This is a genomic window from Mesorhizobium sp. YR577 (genome assembly GCF_900116595.1).
Lineage (GTDB): Bacteria > Pseudomonadota > Alphaproteobacteria > Rhizobiales > Rhizobiaceae > Mesorhizobium_M.
Window position 1 is genome coordinate 1 of record NZ_FPBI01000050.1, and the last position, 16,664, is coordinate 16,664.

The window sequence follows — 16,664 nt, forward strand, 5'->3', positions numbered from 1 at the left end:
GTTGGCTGTTGCCGCGCTTAGCCGATCTCATGGCCCACCTCCCGGGGATTGACATCCGGCTCAATGCTCAGGGGGCTCGCTTGCAAGGCGACAGACTTCCTTGGACGCCCTTGACCGATTGGCGCCGCTGCATCTCATCGCGGTGGCTTCACCGGCCGCGCAGCCTTGATGGGCTTGGGAGCGGCAATGATCGCCGTGCCTTATGTGAGCGGCATCTGGAGAGCGGTGCGCTGCAACGCCTGTTGCCAGATTGGTATGCTGACCTCGGCGCGATATCCCTTTACTTCACCAGCCAGAAATTGCTGCCAGCCAAAACCCGCGCCTTCGTCGATCATGTAACCGCCGCGTTCCGTGAACAGAACCTGGCACGGCGATTTTCAGCGGAAGGATGACCGGGCAACGCCGGGCGGGCCACCCCGTGTGTTGCTTGTAGTAGCAGCATTGGATAATGCGGACCACTATCGGATGCGGAATCATAGTGCTCCGGCGGAAATGTAATTCTCAGTTTCATCAACGCTGGGGCGCCATCGCAAACCGCGTCGTGGCTCAGGCTCTCGATTCAATTCGCGGCGCTCCAGACTAGACCAAGCCTGATCTCCTGTTGGTGATGATCCGTTTAAATATGTCCTGCATGGCCGTAACCGCCGCGCGAACGGCGTGGTGGCCGTAGATTACGACAGCGATCTTACCGTGTCTTGGTGCGCGCTTCGTTCATCTCCGGATAGGCGGTCGGCACAATGACGATGGGGACCTTGCCATTCCTGGCCCGCACGAAGCTCTCCGCTTCGTCGGGTGTCTTCTGCTTGGAATGGATAAGGATCATGTCGGCGCCAGCGGCCTCATAATCTGCGGCCCGCTTGAGGGCTTCTTCTTCACTGCGCCTAGCGATCAGCGCCTCAGTTGGGGCGATGATTAGGAAATTAGGATCGGAACGGGTCGCCCCTGCGGAGCGTATCTTGCCTTGAAATTCCTCGACGCGCAGCAATTCCTGCCGACCGTCTACGGCGAGGCTGGTGACTTTGGGGAGGTTTCGTCAGGACGTTAGTCGCGCCGGAAACTGCCACGGCTCGAAGACGCCTTGGTGGCCGACGACACGGCGGGACTCGCTGCTGAGAGACCGAGTTTATGCGCAAAAAGTTAAGCCAAATTAGGCGGATGATGCTCGCAACAGCATAATCTGTAATATTTTTCGCTTCACATCCCAAGAAATCTGCGATACGCCTATTTTTTATGTACATAAAATGAGGTTTGCATGTCAGTGTCGCAGTTCCCGTTCATTGAGGTACATGGTTCGCCGCGAGAGCGTGGCCGCATGCATGGGCAACAGGCTGCGGAACGCATCAGGCGCGGCATCGGCCACTATCTGTCCCATTTCTCCGCCTATGGCCTCGACCGTCCTGCTATTGGCCGGCATGTCGAAGGGTATCTGCCGCAGATACAGGCCTTTGATGCAGGCATGGTCGAAGAGATGCGGGGGATCGCGGAGGGCGCCGCGGTCGACTTCGAGGCGATCGTTCTCCTCAACGCGCGGACCGAGCTGCTCTACGAGGCGCGGGAAGTCCGTGATGCGGCGCGCGCCAGTGAAAGCGCTGCGCCCGACGGCTGCACCGGCGTGGTGATCCTGCCGGAGGCAACCAGTAACGGCCGCCTCATTCATGCCCTGAATTGGGACTGGAAAGCCGAATGCGCCGAGACCTCGATCGTCATGCTCGTCCGCCGTGATGACGGTCCGGATGTGCTGACCTTCGCCGAGGCGGGTGCGCTGTCGCGCGCCGGGCTCAACGCGGCAGGCATCGCCATCACCGCCAATTACATCGAGTCAGATCGCGACTTCGAGACGCCGGGCATTCCCCTCGCTTTGGTTCGCCGAAAGGTGCTGGAAGCCGAGACCTACGCCCAGGCCGTCGGCGTCATTGTCTCGACGGACAAGCTGACCTCGAACAATCTCATCCTCAGCCATCGTGATGGCGTGGCCATCGACTTCGAATGCGCCCCGCGCGAAGCCTTTGCGCTCTATCCCGACAATGGGCTGCTGGTGCATGCCAACCACTGGACCAACGTGTCGGCGCTGGCGAAGTATCGCGATGTCGGCATTCGCAACACGCCCGACAGCCTCTACCGCGACCACCGCGTGCGCAGCCTGCTCGAACCGATCATCGGCAAGATCACGCCAGCGGACGTCGTTTCGGCTCTGCGCGACGATTTTGGCGCGCCCTATGCCGTCTGCCGCGCGCCACTGCCGAACAGCCGCGGCAATCTGACCGCGACCGTCGCCACCTTGATGATCGATAGCACTGCCGGAACAATCGAGATAACCCCGCTGCCGGCGCTGAACCGGGCGTCGACGACCTATAGTCTCACGCCGCGGTCCGCCGTGGCCGCCTGAGATCGGAGCACCGATGTTTCGCTATTTCCTGCGCCGAACCTCGATGACAGCCATAACGCTATCGCTGGTTGGCATCGCCGTGTTCCTGATCATGCGCATGATACCGGGAGACCCGGCCTCGTTGATGCTGGGCGAGTCGGCGACTGATGCGCAGCTCCAGATCCTGCGCAGCCGCTGGGGGCTGGATCGGCCCTTGCCGATCCAGTTCGGCTACTGGCTCGCCAGTGTCCTTTCGGGCGACTTCGGCATATCCACGCGGACAGGGCAGATCGTCCTGCCGCTCATTCTGGATCGCTTCGCGGTCACCGCGTCGATTGTCGTTCTGGCTGTCTTCATCGCTGTGGCGATCGCGGTGCCGGCCGGCATGATTGCTGCCTGGCGTCAAAACAGCCTGATCGACATAGTCGCCGTCGCGGTTGCAACGCTGCTGCTGTCGATTCCGAGCTTCTGGCTCGGGCTTATCATGCTGCTGATCTTCGGCCTGAAACTGGGCTGGGTTCCGGTTCTCGGCTTCGTCGGTTTCGATGAGAATCTGTTCCGCGCCGCTTCTTTCATCATCCTGCCGGTCATCACGCTGGCGCTGATCGAAACAGGCGTGCTCATCCGCATGGCGCGAGCCAGCACCATCGAAGTGCTGCGGCTGGAGTACGTCACCCACGCCCGCGCCAAGGGTGTTCCGGAGTGGCGGGTGCTGCTCCGCCACGTCTTTCCCAATGCCTTTGCGCCGACGCTCACCCTGATCGGACTAATGATTGGCAACCTGCTCGGCGGCATTGCCGTGCTCGAGACTGTGTTCACCTTGCCAGGCATCGGCCGCCTGCTGGTGGAATCGATTTTCGCCCGGGACTACCCCGTCGTGCAGGGTTGCCTGCTGCTGACGGCAACGGTCTTCGTTCTCATCAATCTCATTGTCGACCTGCTCTACCCGGTCTTCGATCCGCGAGTAACGGTGGAGTAGTATGATGATGAACAAAGCAAATCTCATTGCCGGAGCGGCGCTGACGGGCTTGCTCCTGGCCGCCGCCTTGATTGGAGCCTTCTGGACGCCATATGATCCCCTGCGTCTCGACATGCTCGATCGACTGGGTGCCCCGTCGACTGCCCACTGGCTCGGCACCGACGAATTTGGCCGCGATGTGCTGAGCCGGCTGATGGCGGGCGCCACGGCGAGCATGAGCATCGCGGCCGTCACGGTGACGCTGGCCATATCCACCGGCACCGTCCTTGGCATGCTTGCCGGGACCGCCCGCGGCTGGACGGCCCGCGGCATCTCCGCGGTCAGCGATGCGCTGCTCGCCTTCCCCGGCATCCTGCTGGCCCTGACGCTGATCGTCATTGTCGGTGCAGGCCGCAACGGCATCGTGATCGCGCTCGCAATCGCCTACTTGCCCGGCGTGATGCGCGTCGTCCGCAGCACGGTCCTTTCGACGCGTGAGAAAGAATATGTCGAGGCGTCGCGCGTCATCGGCAACTCGGAACTTTACACGATGCTTGCACACATCCTGCCCAACTGCCTGGCGCCGATCACCGTCCTCGGGACCTCGATGTTCGGCTGGGCGATTCTGTCGGAAAGCGCTCTCTCCTTCCTCGGGCTTGGCGTGCCGCCACCGGCCCCTACCTGGGGGAACATGTTGGCCTCCAGCCAGCCGTTCTTCGAACAGGCGCTTTGGCTCAGCCTCGCACCCGGCTTCTGCATCTCGATCGCGCTGCTTGGCACCAACCTGCTCGGCGATGCCTTGCGTGACCACCTTGACCCGCGGATGGCGGCCCTATGAGTGCGCCGGTGCTTGAAATCACCGGCCTGCGCGTCGCCACCAGCCACGCCGAAGTGCTGCATGGCATCGACCTCTCCGTCACTGCGGGCCAGCTCTCCGCCCTTGTCGGCGAATCGGGCAGCGGCAAGTCCATGGCGGCGCGCGCCGTTATGCGCCTGCTGCCTGGTGGACTGCGGATCACCGGCGGCTCGATCCGCCTGGACGGTGAAGACATCACCCTCGCCAGTGAGCGCCGCATGCGTACCTTGCGCGGCCCGGGCGCCGGCATGGTGTTCCAGGAGCCAATGGTCTCGCTCAATCCGGCGATCACCATCGGATCCCAGATGGCAGAAGGTCTGGCGCAGCACAGGCGCCTGTCGCGGGCGGAGATAAAGGCGCTCTCGCTGGTGATGCTCGATCGGGTCCACATCGCCGATCCCGAAGCCTGTCTGGGCGCGTTTCCCCATCAGTTCTCTGGCGGCATGCGCCAGCGCATTCTGCTGGCCTCGGTCATGCTGCTGAAACCACGCCTGCTGGTGGCCGACGAGCCGACAACCGCGCTTGATACACTTGCCCAGCGCGAAGTGCTGGACCTGATGGTCGAGTTGGCGCGCGAGAATGGCACGGCCGTGCTGCTGATCACGCACAATCTTGGCCTTGTTTCTCGCTACACGCAGGAGATGACGGTGCTAAAGGCCGGCGATGTGGTCGAGCGCGGCTCTACCACACGCATCATTGAGAAGGCCGGGCATCCTTATACAAGGGAACTGGTCGCCGCCGCCTGCCGCAGCGACGGCGCGCCTTCGGCTCCTGCGGGGAAGTCGCCGCGCGAGCTGGTGCGGGCCGAGGCCGTCGCAGTCACATTTCCTGGACGCAGCACCCACGCAGTCGATGGCGTCGATCTTTCGATCGGCGAAGGCGAGACGGTGGCGCTGGTCGGCGGCAGTGGATCGGGGAAGACGACGATGGGCCGCGCCATCCTCGGCCTTCTACCGCTGGCATCGGGGACAGTGACCTTTCGCGGCCGTACGATCACGTCCGGCGGCGCGGCCGACCGCGACGCACGCCTGGCCTGCCAGATGGTGTTCCAGGATCCCTATTCATCGCTCGACCCGCGCCAGCGCATCGGCGCGATCGTGCGCGAGCCGTTGCGCCATGTCGGCGATATGATCAGCGCGGAGAAAGATGCGCGGGTGGCCGAAACCATGGCCGATGTCGGGCTGTCGGGCATGGAACGCCGCTTCCCGCACGAACTCTCGGGCGGCCAGCGGCAGCGTATCGCGATCGCCAGGGCGATCGTGCGGCGTCCGGCATTCATGGTGGCCGACGAACCGGTCTCGGCGCTCGACATGACCATTCAGGCGCAGGTGCTGGCGCTACTCCTTTCGCTCCAGGCCCGCTATGGCTTTGCGTGCCTGTTCATCAGCCATGACCTCTCCGCCGTGCGCCGCATCGCCCAGCGCATCGTGGTGATGGAAAACGGCAGGGTCGTCGAGGAGGGCCCGACAGCCGCGGTCCTCGACCGACCAAGCCATCCCTATACCCGCCGGCTTATCGAAGCTGCGCCGGTCATCAACCCGGCTTCGGTTTCAATCAAAGCACTGGAGGTGGACGGGCAGTTGGCCTGAGAACCAGCAATCTATCGGCTGAAATGAGGGGCGTTCATCGCGATTGCCACAACCATGAAGACACAATGGGAGACATTGATATGCTTCGGAATTTCCAACACCACTCGACACGTCGAACAAAGGCGCTGTTCGCAGCCGTGATATTTTCGGCCGGCATGGCGCATCTCGGCCAGGCTCATGCGCAGAACAGCAGCACCATCCGCGTGGCGCTCAACGAAGACATCCGTGGCGTCGACCCGGCGCGCGAAACCGACGGCATGTCTGATTCCGTCCACATGCACATCGTCGAGGGTCTCGTCGCCTACAGCAACAGTCTCGAAATCGCCCCCGTTCTGGCGGAGTCCTATTCGGTGGAGGACGAAGGCAAGACCTATGTCTTTAAGCTGCGGGATGGCGTGAAATTCCACAATGGCAAGGTGTTGACCTCGGCGGACGTCAAGTGGTCCTGGGATTATCTGATGGCGGAGGGTTCAGTTTGGCGCTGCAAGGCCGTGTTCGAAGGCATCGTCAAGGTCGCCGCTGTCGAAACGCCGGATCCGCTAACCGTGATCTACCGGCTGGAAGCGGCCAAAGGCTCCTTCATCTATTCCCTGGCGCGTACCGACTGCGCCGGCACGCCGGTATTCCACCGGGACTCGCTTAAAGCCGACGGCAGTTGGGGATCGGTCATTGGCACCGGTCCTTTCACGGCCGGAGAACGGCGCATCGGCGAGTATGCCGAAGTCAACCGCTTCCCGGACTACACGTCGCCAGCCGGCGAGCCCAACGGCCGTACCGGCCACAAGGAAGCTCTGGTCGATAAGATCCGCTTTTCCGTCGTCACCGATCCGGCGGCGCGGATTGTTGGCCTGCGCTCGGGCGAACTCGATCTCTCCCCGGTTTCGAGCCAGTCGGTGAAGCAGATCAAGGAGGAGCCGTCGCTGGATGTCTCGCTGTCTGAAACCACCGTCTGGTATGCGCTGTTGCTCAGCCAGTCGGACCCGTTGCTCCAGAACAAGGCGTTGCGCCAGGCGATCGCGTCGGCTATCGACCGGGAAGCCGTCGCGCAGGGCGTCACTTACGGCCTGTCCAAGGGCACAACCACGCCGATGCCGCGCGTCAGCCGGTATTATTCGCCGATCAAGGACGAGCCTTTGGCGGCCAATCCCGACCGAACCCGCGAGCTGCTGGCGGAAGCGGGCTACAAGGGCGAGCCCATCACCATCATCGCCAACAAGAGCTTCCAGTCGATGTTCGACCAGGCGATTATCATCCAGAGCCAGTTGCAGGCAGCCGGCATCAATGTGACGATCGAGACGCTCGAATGGGGCCTGCAGCTCGAACGCTACACCAAAGGCAACTACCAGGCGCAGTCGTTCAGCTATTCGGGCCGATTCGATCCGATGGGTGCATGGGAGCGCATCATTGGACCGGAATCGCGCAAGGTCTGGAAGGACGAGCGCGCCATCGCCCTCCTCAACAAGGGTCTTGCGGCGACCGATCCGGATCAGGTTCGCGCGATCTCCGATGAAATCTACGCCCTGTTCATCGAGGAGGTCCCCTCCGTCAGTCTCTTCCACATGACGCTGGCAAACGGCTTCAACAAGCGCCTGCAAGGCATCAAATCATCGCCCTTCGATGCCCCGACGCTTTGGAACGTCTCCATCAAGTGACAATGCGGTCGTGCGCTTGCCAGTCTAGCGCACGCCCTGCCAATTCGCCGTCTGCGCGCTGGTCCAGGGCCGGGTTTTTGAGGGAATCATGAAATGAATGCATCGGAACTGAATGCCAGGCTTCAGGCGCTGTCCGAAAACCGCGGCTTCGATATCTATTGGCATGTCCGGCTGGCGGCCAGCGGCGAAGAACTGACGCGCGGCGGCGATGTCGTGCTGCCGTCGGCCAGCGTCCGCAAGATATCGGTCATGATGGCGGCCCTGCACGCCGCCGGTGAAGGGCGCCTCGATCTCGATCAGCCCGTCGTCATCAGGAAGGAGCAGCAGGAGGGAATCCTGTCGGGTGTGTGTCAGTACATGACGCCCGGCCTGACGTTCCCGATGCGCGACGCCATCCTGCAGATGATCATCACCAGCGACAACATCTGCACCTATGAGGTGATGAAAGATCTGGAGATTGCTGAGTTCACCGCTTATTGCCGCCGCATCGGCATGGAAAACACCACGCACCGCACCCGTCTGCCGCCCGTGGGCTTGTCGCCCGCCCACGCGCTCGAACATGTGACAACAACAACGGCCCAAGATCAGGTGCTGCTCCTGCAACTCATCCTTGCCGGCGCCGAAGGCGATGCGGCCGCTACCGAGCGCCTGGGTGTCGATGCCGTCAACTGCGCCATGGCGCTGCGTTTTCTCACCTGGCAGCGCTTCCGCAGCATGATTCCTGGCCATTTGCCGACCATGGCGACCGTGGCCAACAAGACGGGCTGGGGGGAACGTGGCTGGATGGACGCGGCGATCGTATTCAAGGACGACGCGCCGCTTTACATCATGAGCGCGACCACCGACCAAGTGCCGAAAGTCATGCCCAACGGTCTGCCGGGCCGTGTCACCTCGACCGTCGCAATCGCGGAACTGTCCCGCGCCTGCTGGGACGCGCTGGGCTGAGTTCCCGCTGGCGCGCCGTCAGAAAGCTTTGATGTGGCTGATAATGGCCTGCTCGACCTCATAGGGGTCGCGCTCCTCGATGGCCGTGATGATGGCGAAATGGTCGCGGCTGCTCGCCTGCAGCCCCTCCACCGAACGCCAGCGGCCGGCCGTGAACTGCCCACTGCGATTGCGCATTTCGCTGATGGTTTCGCACAACACGGCATTGCCTGTGACCGAATACAGATAGGCGTGAAAATTGTGGTTGGTGCTCGCCTGCGCCTGGCGGCCTTCTTCGGTGATGCTGGCATCGAACAGTTCGGCCAGCCGCCGCAGTTCCGCGATGTCGTCTGCGTTAGCCCGGGCGGTGATCAGATGGGCCGCGCTGCGTTCGAGCACCGTGCGTACGAATAGCGTTTCGGCGCGGGCCGTCACGTCGAGCGTGGCGACGCGAAATCCGGCATTGGCGACATGGTCGACCAGTTTGTCGTTCTTCAACTGATCCAGCGCGCGGCGAATGTGGAATGCGCTGGCTTCATATTGCTGCTGCAGGTCACCTAGTTTCAGCCATGTGCCCGGCGCATAGGCGCCGAAGATAATGTCCCTGCGGATCTTGATGGTAAGCTGCGCCAGTTGTTCAGCCGCTTCACGTGACTTCGCCATTGCCGGTCCATTTCTTTGCTTCGCTCACTCTATGTGCGACGACCGGCGAAGGCCAGTACGCCTGGCCCATATACGGCTCTGAAGTATCTGTGGAACAACGGCTGACAGGTCGGCGGTGGGGAAGAAGGCGTGCCGATGCGTGAGTCAGCCCAGGCCGTCGGCCAGCGCCTGAAACTGCGGTCAAGTCGATCGGCGCGGAAGAGGCTCAAGCCTTCTTCGGCAGGCTCAGTATGTTTGGCGCGCACGATATGCCCGCCTCCAGCGATCTGCCGAGCGTTTCGGCGCTGCTCGGCTGAAACCAGGGCACGTTTGCTTCCAAGGTCGAGATTGCCGGCGACAAGGCCAAGGTGACGCGCGAAGTCGATGGCGGCTTGCAGACGGTGGAGCTGAAGCTGCCGGCGATCGTGACGACGGACCTGCGCCTCAACCAGGCGCGCTATGCCTCGCTGCCCAACATCATGAAGGCCAAGAAGAAGCCGCTAGACGAAAGACCGCTGCCGATTTCGAAACCAAAATGTCTGCTTGAAATGTCGCATAAGATGCACGAGGGAACGCCCTTAGGAAGTCCCGGATCTGGCCGTAGCCGCGGGCGATGAAGTCGATTGCGACGAGATGAACACCAGCGCCCGTCAGCCAACCGCCCGCTGTCAATAGGATGGTGGACGCAAGAGCAACGCCGGTGCTTTCGCCACAGACATATGAGGTGATAGGAGGACGAAGGCAGTTTGAAACGCTGCTTAGGCCAGCCCGAGTTGTAGTGCTTCGGGGAATAAACACCGGTCCGGTCCGTTTCTCCCCGGTCAATCGACTGGAGAACATCGATGTTTCATTTTTCTTACAACTCACGCGCAGTCCGGTTTCTTTGCCGGCCGGAAGATCATGGCGTTATCGCACCGCCAGTGGCGGCTAAAACCGTTCTGCCGGAATGGTTCCGCAAACTTCCGGCAATCGATTCCGGACAGATATCCACGAGCAATAACGGTCTTACCGTCAAGCGTTGTATGCCCTTCCTCGACGCAATGATGACCGGCTGGATCCTGACTCTTGCGGCCACAGTGCGCCTCGAAATCAAGGATGACGGCCGCGCAGTGGATGCAGGCTGGGAATTCGACCGAACAATGGTGAGCAACCACGGCGCCCACCAGGTCGCCGGCAATCCCAAGGAACCCAGCCCTCCCTGCAAGTTCCACAATTATTGGTCAATTCGCACGCCACCCGGCTGGAGCTGCCTTTTCCTGCCGCCACTCAATCGTCCGGCACAACCTTTTGAGTGCGTTGCCGGCATCGTTGACACAGATACCTACACGGCGCACATACATTTCCCGTTTTTTGCCATTGCGCCGGACGGCTTGTACACGATCGAGAAGGGAACGCCACTTGTGCAGGTCATCCCGTTCCGTCGTGAAGATGCAGCACTCAAGGTAGAAATTCGTGCGGAGAGCGGCGAAGAAGCGAACGATCGCGAAACCGTCTATCGCAACACCATTGCAGGCGAGGGCTGGTATCGAAAATGGGCACGCGCAGCCCGGTAATAGCCATACGGTAAAATGAGAGGGGCCGGATCATATCCGGCCCCTCTTTTTGAGTTATGAGCTGGTTAGCGCCGCCAACCGCGCCAGCCACGGTCGGAGCCGTTCGAGCTTGAATTGGAAGAGCCATTCGAGCTCGAATTGGAAGAACCGTTCGACGATGAATTCGAGTTCGAGTTGCTTGAAGAATTCGAGTTGGAATTCGACGAGCTGTTGGACGACGAGTTCGAGCTGGAGTTGCTCGAGGAGTTGGAACTCGAGTTGGACGAACTGTTGCCGGCAACAATGAAGCTGCCGTCACTCCGGCTGACTGTCGTGGGCGACGGCCGCTCAATGTCAGCGGCTCCAAGCGGATGCTCCTTTGCCTGAGCCGCCGTACCTGCGAGAACCGTCATGCCCGCGACCAGGGCCGATTTGAACTTCCAGTGTCTTGTCATGATCGTTACTCCGTTTCCAAACTGGACCAGTGGTTCCGGTCCGACATGGGAAACGGACGATCTCCACCTTTATTCCGCAACGATGAAATTGACTGCCGGAATTAGCTCGAAGGCCGTTGAGGCATTGTTTGCAACGCGTTCAATTCTTCTTCGGCTGACATCGGCGCTTCGGCATGGATCGCCGAAAGATAGGCATCGAGCGCTTCGGTGGATGATGCCGGCGCATAGCCGTTGCTGTCGCCCAGCGCAACCACGGCAAAGCTTACGCGCCACTCATCACCCGCATGACAGGCGACTGAGATAACCGTGGATTGATTCGGCGAATCGACTTCGAATTCGCGACAAAGCGCCTTTTGGCTATCGCGGAACGTCGCGATCAGACGAAGGCGCTGGTTCGTACCGGCCAGTTGGATTTCGCCGCCCGACTGCCTCGTCGCGAGCGCTTCGATCAGAGCCGGGCTGCTGACGCCGGCAACCTGAAGTCCATGCGCTGGGCGGCTGCTGTTCGATGATAGCCAATAACCGGCCAAGCCACCTAGCACGGCTGTGGCAAGTGACGCGGCGATCGGCAATGCCCATGTTCGGGCTGAGAGTGGTTCGGCTGCCGGCTTGCGAAGCGGCACGACATTGCCTGCCGATTGCTCATCTGTGGAACGCGCGCGTTTTTCATCCACCATGCGCTGGACGGCGGCAACCAGATGGTCGGGCACATTCTCTTCCAGCAGCGGCTTCATCGCGAGTTGCGCTTGCGCACGCGTTTCAGTGAAAAGTGCCACCCTGGCCAGCAGATCGTCGTCCATCTCCAGCGCCTGCTTGATCCTCGCCACAGTTTCTTGGTCGAGTTCGCCATCGGCGAAACGCATCAGGATCTCGTCGGAGAAATCCGCCTTGGTCATTTCTTCGCCCCTTTCATGACCTCAGAACGTTCGGTAGTCGCTGTTATTCCAGCCGCTTCCACCAGATTCTTACGCGCCCGCGCCAATCGGCTCATGACCGTCCCGATGGGGATGTCGAGCAGGTCCGACGTTTCGCGGTAGGACAACTCTTCCACACAGACCAGGAGCAGCACTTCACGCTGTTCATCCGACAGATCGGCTATGGCCTGGGACACGCTCTTCAGGGCGAGACGCGCCTGCACTTCGCGTTCCCCATCGGATCCGGTCAGGTCGGGACGTTCCGATATTTCTTCCTGAATGCCAGCCGTTTTTTGCTTGCGAATATGATCGATCCAGAGATTGCGCAGTATGCGGAACATCCAGGCATCGAAACGGGTGCCCGCCTCAAAACGCTGCTCGTTCGCGAGTGCCCGTTCGCAGGCCATTTGAACGAGATCGTCGGCAAGATCGCGCGAACCGCAAAGCGATATGGCGAATCGGCGGAGATTTGGCAAGAAGGCGACAAGCTGGCCTTGCACAGAATCCGCGCTGTCGATCATTGTATGGTCCGGTCTTCCGATGCCGAGGGAATAAAGCGCCGTTATGCCCGTTTTCTGCGCAGCTACCTTATTTGTTGGATGGAACCGGGATGTCAACGATGAAGCGCAAGGGCGACAATAAGCTTGAGGAGGGAAGATGCGCAATTGGCTGAGATGGATCTGGGCGAAGGCAGCAGCGCGTTTCCTTCTTGCCATGATGCTTGCCGGCATTCCTATTATCGACAACCCCTTCGGGCTTCTTGAGACAAAGCCCGCGTTCGCAGACGACGATGATGGCGGAGATGACGATGGTGGCCGCAGCGGCGCTTCCTCCGGCAACTCCGATCCATCAATCGGATCGCGCCGCTCCAGTGGACGAAACCTGTTTCGGGGCTTGCGCAACCGGTTCCTGCCGCGAGCACAACGACGTGCCGCTGCTCGTCCTCACCGCGCTCAGGCACCCCAACCCCCGCTACCCGTGCACACAACTGATGAGATTGTCGCGGCCGGACTTACCGCACAGCAGATCGATCAGCTTACGGCTTCCGGGTTCGTTGTGCTCGATCACGCGGAAATTCCGCTGCTGACATCAGAGGTAGTCAAACTGCGCAAACCTTCAAGCCTTTCGCTTGAGGTCGCACGCGATCAGATACGCTCCTTCGGGTCGCCGTCGACAGCCGATTTCAACCATTTCTACCGGCCTGAGCAGGAAACCATCCCGGAATGCTCAGGCCGCCATTGCGATGCGGCAAACCTTGTTGGATGGCCCGCACGTGCGCCTGGGCCGACAAATTGCAGCGGCAATGTGACTGTCGGCCTGATCGATACCGCGATCAATGCCGACCACGCCACCTTCGCTAAAGGTCAAGTCGAGATTGTTCGGTTGGTAGATGAAGACTTGCCCGAATCCGGTCGGCAGCACGGCACCGCGATCGCGGCCCTGCTTGTTGGCGCTGCGGAGAGTTCCACGCCGGGTCTTATGCCGGGCGCAAAGCTGATCGCAGTCGATACGTTCCAGAGAGGCGCTCGCCAGGATGACCGGTCCGATGTTTACGAACTTGTCCGCGCCATGGACCTTCTGGCGTCGCGTGGGGCACATGTCATCAATATGAGCCTGTCCGGTCCGCAAAATATCCTGCTCGAACGGCTGGTGACAGAGACGTCCAACCGCAACGTCGTTATCGTTGCTGCAGCCGGCAACAAGGGCCCGAAAGCGGACCCGTCCTATCCTGCGGCGTACCCGCAGGTCATTGCCGTGACTGCAGTGGACCGCAACAAGCGTGTCTATCGGCGCGCCGGTCGCGGCGAGCACATCGACCTGGCTGCACCCGGCGTGGAGATATGGACGGCTGCTTCCGTCAGCGGTGCAAGGCTTAAAACGGGTACGTCATTTGCGGCCCCGTTCGTCACAGCCGCGGCCGCTCTCCTGCGATCTAACGGCAAAGGCATGACCAGTGCGCAGGTGCACGAGACGCTGACCGGATCTGCGCAAGACCTTGGTGACCCTGGCAAGGATCCGACATTCGGTTGGGGCTTGCTTAACGCGAGCACACTGTGCGCTGCAAAAATGTAGGATCGGCGGAGCCGTCTTGAAGATCCGGCAGGTCTGCCGCCGAAAAGTCGCATAAGATGCAGGAGGGAACGACTTTGCCGCGGTCAAGGTAAGTGGGTCAATCAGCTTCTCTTCAGGTGCCGATCGCGGCTTCGCGAAGGCGCGGCGGACGACATCGCCATCGTTAGAGGCGTGTTTGCGAGCGAGATCCAGTAAAGGGGCATGTCGCAGACGCGAGGTGTTCCTTAAAGGAAGAATGTGTTAAAACCTCTGCTATTGTGAGTCTTAGCAGAGGAAATGTCACGAAATTGGATATGGCTGGCACCCAACGAGCTCGCGCACTCGAACTCCTGAAAGCACAGCCTATGCTGCGACTGAAGGATTTCGCCGCCCACGGAATTGGTTCGGAGACACTTGCGCGTCTCGTGCGGGACGAAGAGGTTGTTCGTCTGGCGCGCGGTCTCTACCAGCTTCCCGACGCTGCGGTCGACACAAGGCATGCCCTGGCGGAGGCATCGGCGCTTGTGCCGAAGGGAGTAGTCTGCCTGACCTCAGCGCTGCAATTTCATGAGCTGACGCTGCAAATGCCTTCGGCTGTGTGGATGGCGATCGACCGCTCGGCTTGGCGCCCGACGATCGACTATCCACCTGTTCGGTTCGTACGCTTCGCCGGGTCCGCTCTCACCGAGGGCGTCGAACGGCATCGTATCGAGGGCGTCGAGGTGCCGATCACAAATCCCGCGCGCTCGATCGTTGATTGCTTCCGCTATCGGGCCAAAGTCGGCCTCGACGTTGCGCTGGAGGGCCTGCGCGAGGGACTTCGGCAGCGCAAGACCACAAGCGACGAACTCTGGGCATATGCGAAAAAGGCCAGAATCTGGTCGACCATGAGGCCCTATGTCGAGGCGACGGTGGCTGATGACGCGTGAACCAAGGAAAAACGTCGGAGCGTCGGTGCGCGCCCGGCTGCTGGATCAGCCTCGCGCGGAGCGTCAGGGCTTTCAAATCCTGCTGACGCGCTATGCGCTCGAAAGACTCCTGTACCGGCTGAGCCTTTCCGAGCATCGGAACCGCTTCATCCTAAAGGGCGCGATGTTGTTCGTGACCTGGTCGCCGATCCGTTTCGACCGACGCGGGATCTGGACCTGCTGGGCTATGGCGAAAATAGCCCGAAGGCCATAGCTGAAGCTTTCCATGCCATTTGCACTGAGCCGGTCGCCGATGACGGCGTCGTTTTCGACGTAGACGCTCTCGAAGCCGCACCAGTCCGTGAGGAAGTCGAGTATGGCGGTGTTCGCGTGCGCACGACGGCCACCATTGCAGGCGCCCGCCTTCCCATTCAGGTGGACATAGGCTTTGGTGATGCGATCACGCCTGGGCCAGTCGACATAGAATACCCGTCGTTGCTCGACGCGCCTGCGGGCTTATCCGGTTGCGACCGTGGTTGCGGAGAAATTCGAGGCTATGGTGACGCTCGGCATGGCGAATAGTCGCTTGAAGGATTTCTACGATCTCTGGCTGATCGCGGAGACCTTCGAGTTTGAGCGGTTCGCGCTCACAGAGGCGGTGCAGCAGACTTTCACGAGGCGACGGACGGATCTTCCAAAAGAGAGGCCAACGGGTCTCAGTGAAGCCTATGCCGAAGTTTGGGATCGGCAGTGGCGTGCGTTTCTCGGTCGCGAACGTATGGCGGCCGCTCCTCTCGAACTGGCCGTGGTTATCGCTGACCTTGCCCGGTTCCTCCTCCCATTGACTGAGTTCGCGGAAGGCAATTGGCACTGGGAGCCGCGCAAGGGGTGGGCCTTGTTGAAGACGGGCCAGGAAGAATAAGAAGGTCCCGAAGGACAGGGCGCTCCCATCGGCTCGGCCGCTTTAAGGTATCGGCTTCATTGCAGTAATGGTGATCTCGTCTTATCTGCCCAAAATTCTGCAAATTTCAGACCGCATCTTGGTTTGCCGGCAAGGGCGCATCGTTGAAGAATTCGACGCCGACCGGGCCAATGAGGAAACAGTAATATATGCGGCTGTACACTGATAATCTCGGAGCGCAGGTGAACTCTGGCATGAGGATTTGACCCGCAGACGGCTTAGTTTATCACGAGGAAAACAGTTATGCCGCTGTGTTTGTGCCAGGAATATTGGCGTCACGGCTGCCTACCGGTTGGCCGACCTAACGTCAGGCCGCAGCCGCAAACGTATTACGTTTGCCCTCCCAAAATCGCCGCATCGAGATTCAATTGTGCGCAGAATCATGCACCCGCATTTTCACAGTTCCTAAAATAACGGCATCCAAGCGGGGCCAACGGTGCCGCATGCTGGACCGAGAAGTAAGAAGCGCTGATAAAAGTACATGGACACGCGTTTTTTGGAAACCCCGCTTGCCGTACTCGAACGGGGCTCAATCGCCGAAGCTGGCCGATATCATAGCCTTCGATGATCGAGTGGTCGATTTGCGGGCCTGCAGCAGTTCCGACAAGTCCTGCATTGACCCATGGTGGGCCGAGATCGACGACAATGTTTCGTCATCGCTGGCAAATCGGCCGGCGCTGGATAGGTCTGCTTTCAGCAAGCCGCAAAGCCGATCTCTACGTCCGATATGCGGCGCGAAGCGGTCGGTGAGGATCGGGGCCGGAAGGACTAAGCCGCTCGCGCGGCAATGGCGCTTGTGACAAGCGTTTCGCCTGCTGATCGACCGTGGTTCTTTGTGACTCGGGTTCCTGGCCTG

The 16,664-nt window shown here is 60.7% G+C and carries 14 protein-coding genes and 3 pseudogenes; 13 read left to right on the forward strand and 4 right to left on the reverse strand.

From position 1 onward, the window contains the following. A pseudogene (locus tag BM413_RS33490) lies at nucleotides 1–392 on the forward strand (hypothetical protein); the annotation flags it as partial. 293 nt (nucleotides 393–685) lie between these two features. Here the strand turns inward: BM413_RS33490 and BM413_RS31675 are convergent. Further along, nucleotides 686–985: an isocitrate lyase/phosphoenolpyruvate mutase family protein gene (locus BM413_RS31675; RefSeq protein WP_244538140.1), complete on the reverse strand. Its 300-nt coding sequence runs from the start codon at nucleotides 983–985 to the stop codon at nucleotides 686–688. A gap of 267 nt (nucleotides 986–1,252) precedes the next feature. On the opposite strand from BM413_RS31675, the gene BM413_RS31680 reads away from it, so the two are divergent. The 6 genes from BM413_RS31680 (at nucleotide 1,253) to BM413_RS31705 (ending at nucleotide 8,365) form a co-directional block, all read left to right on the forward strand. Next, the gene (locus BM413_RS31680; RefSeq protein ID WP_091918822.1) at nucleotides 1,253–2,386 is read left to right on the forward strand and encodes a C45 family autoproteolytic acyltransferase/hydrolase; all 1,134 of its coding nucleotides are present in this window, start codon (nucleotides 1,253–1,255) and stop codon (nucleotides 2,384–2,386) included. 13 nt (nucleotides 2,387–2,399) lie between these two features. Next, entirely contained in the window at nucleotides 2,400–3,344 is a 945-nt protein-coding gene (locus BM413_RS31685; RefSeq protein WP_091918823.1) for an ABC transporter permease, read from the forward strand. 4 nt (nucleotides 3,345–3,348) lie between these two features. Further along, the gene (locus BM413_RS31690) at nucleotides 3,349–4,161 is read left to right on the forward strand and encodes an ABC transporter permease (RefSeq protein WP_091918834.1); all 813 of its coding nucleotides are present in this window, start codon (nucleotides 3,349–3,351) and stop codon (nucleotides 4,159–4,161) included. Continuing rightward, nucleotides 4,158–5,768, forward strand: a complete 1,611-nt coding sequence (locus BM413_RS31695) for a dipeptide ABC transporter ATP-binding protein (RefSeq protein ID WP_091918824.1) — start codon at nucleotides 4,158–4,160, stop codon at nucleotides 5,766–5,768. The genes BM413_RS31690 and BM413_RS31695 overlap by 4 nt, the downstream gene beginning before the upstream one ends. An 80-nt stretch (nucleotides 5,769–5,848) precedes the next feature. After that, the gene (locus BM413_RS31700) at nucleotides 5,849–7,420 is read left to right on the forward strand and encodes an ABC transporter substrate-binding protein (RefSeq protein ID WP_175544527.1); all 1,572 of its coding nucleotides are present in this window, start codon (nucleotides 5,849–5,851) and stop codon (nucleotides 7,418–7,420) included. A 93-nt stretch (nucleotides 7,421–7,513) separates the two neighbouring features. Further along, entirely contained in the window at nucleotides 7,514–8,365 is an 852-nt protein-coding gene (locus BM413_RS31705) for a serine hydrolase (RefSeq protein WP_091918826.1), read from the forward strand. Nucleotides 8,366–8,383: 18 nt separating this feature from the next. Here the strand turns inward: BM413_RS31705 and BM413_RS31710 are convergent, their stop codons facing one another. Continuing rightward, on the reverse strand, nucleotides 8,384–9,007 hold the full coding sequence (locus tag BM413_RS31710; protein WP_091918827.1) for a GntR family transcriptional regulator: 624 nt from the start codon (nucleotides 9,005–9,007) through the stop codon (nucleotides 8,384–8,386). 299 nt (nucleotides 9,008–9,306) lie between these two features. Here BM413_RS31710 and BM413_RS31715 point away from each other — a divergent pair. The 3 genes and pseudogenes from BM413_RS31715 to BM413_RS33350 all read left to right on the forward strand — a co-directional run. Then, nucleotides 9,307–9,492: pseudogene (locus tag BM413_RS31715) on the forward strand (electron transfer flavoprotein subunit beta/FixA family protein); the annotation flags it as partial. Nucleotides 9,493–9,828: 336 nt separating this feature from the next. Next, entirely contained in the window at nucleotides 9,829–10,539 is a 711-nt protein-coding gene (locus BM413_RS31720) for a DUF6065 family protein (RefSeq protein WP_091918828.1), read from the forward strand. 114 nt (nucleotides 10,540–10,653) lie between these two features. Beyond that, complete coding sequence (locus BM413_RS33350; protein ID WP_175544528.1) at nucleotides 10,654–10,905, forward strand: hypothetical protein; 252 nt, start codon at nucleotides 10,654–10,656, stop codon at nucleotides 10,903–10,905. A 169-nt stretch (nucleotides 10,906–11,074) separates the two neighbouring features. Here the strand turns inward: BM413_RS33350 and BM413_RS31730 are convergent, their stop codons facing one another. Further along, nucleotides 11,075–11,869, reverse strand: coding sequence for an anti-sigma factor family protein (locus BM413_RS31730; protein ID WP_091918830.1), 795 nt, complete (start codon nucleotides 11,867–11,869; stop codon nucleotides 11,075–11,077). Then, nucleotides 11,866–12,408 (reverse strand): RNA polymerase sigma factor, encoded by a 543-nt coding sequence (locus tag BM413_RS31735; RefSeq protein ID WP_091918831.1) that lies wholly within the window; start codon nucleotides 12,406–12,408, stop codon nucleotides 11,866–11,868. Before BM413_RS31735 ends, BM413_RS31730 begins: the two co-directional genes overlap by 4 nt. A gap of 193 nt (nucleotides 12,409–12,601) precedes the next feature. Between BM413_RS31735 and BM413_RS31740 the strand changes: the two genes are divergently transcribed. The 3 genes and pseudogenes from BM413_RS31740 (at nucleotide 12,602) to BM413_RS31750 (ending at nucleotide 15,769) form a co-directional block, all read left to right on the forward strand. Next, nucleotides 12,602–13,960 carry a S8 family serine peptidase gene (locus BM413_RS31740; protein WP_244538141.1) on the forward strand — a complete coding sequence of 453 codons (1,359 nt, stop codon included), beginning with the start codon at nucleotides 12,602–12,604 and terminating at the stop codon, nucleotides 13,958–13,960. A 293-nt stretch (nucleotides 13,961–14,253) separates the two neighbouring features. Then, on the forward strand, nucleotides 14,254–14,868 hold the full coding sequence (locus BM413_RS31745) for a type IV toxin-antitoxin system AbiEi family antitoxin domain-containing protein (protein WP_091918833.1): 615 nt from the start codon (nucleotides 14,254–14,256) through the stop codon (nucleotides 14,866–14,868). Continuing rightward, a pseudogene (locus BM413_RS31750) lies at nucleotides 14,858–15,769 on the forward strand (nucleotidyl transferase AbiEii/AbiGii toxin family protein). Before BM413_RS31745 ends, BM413_RS31750 begins: the two are co-directional and overlap by 11 nt. Nucleotides 15,770–16,664 lie beyond the last annotated feature (895 nt).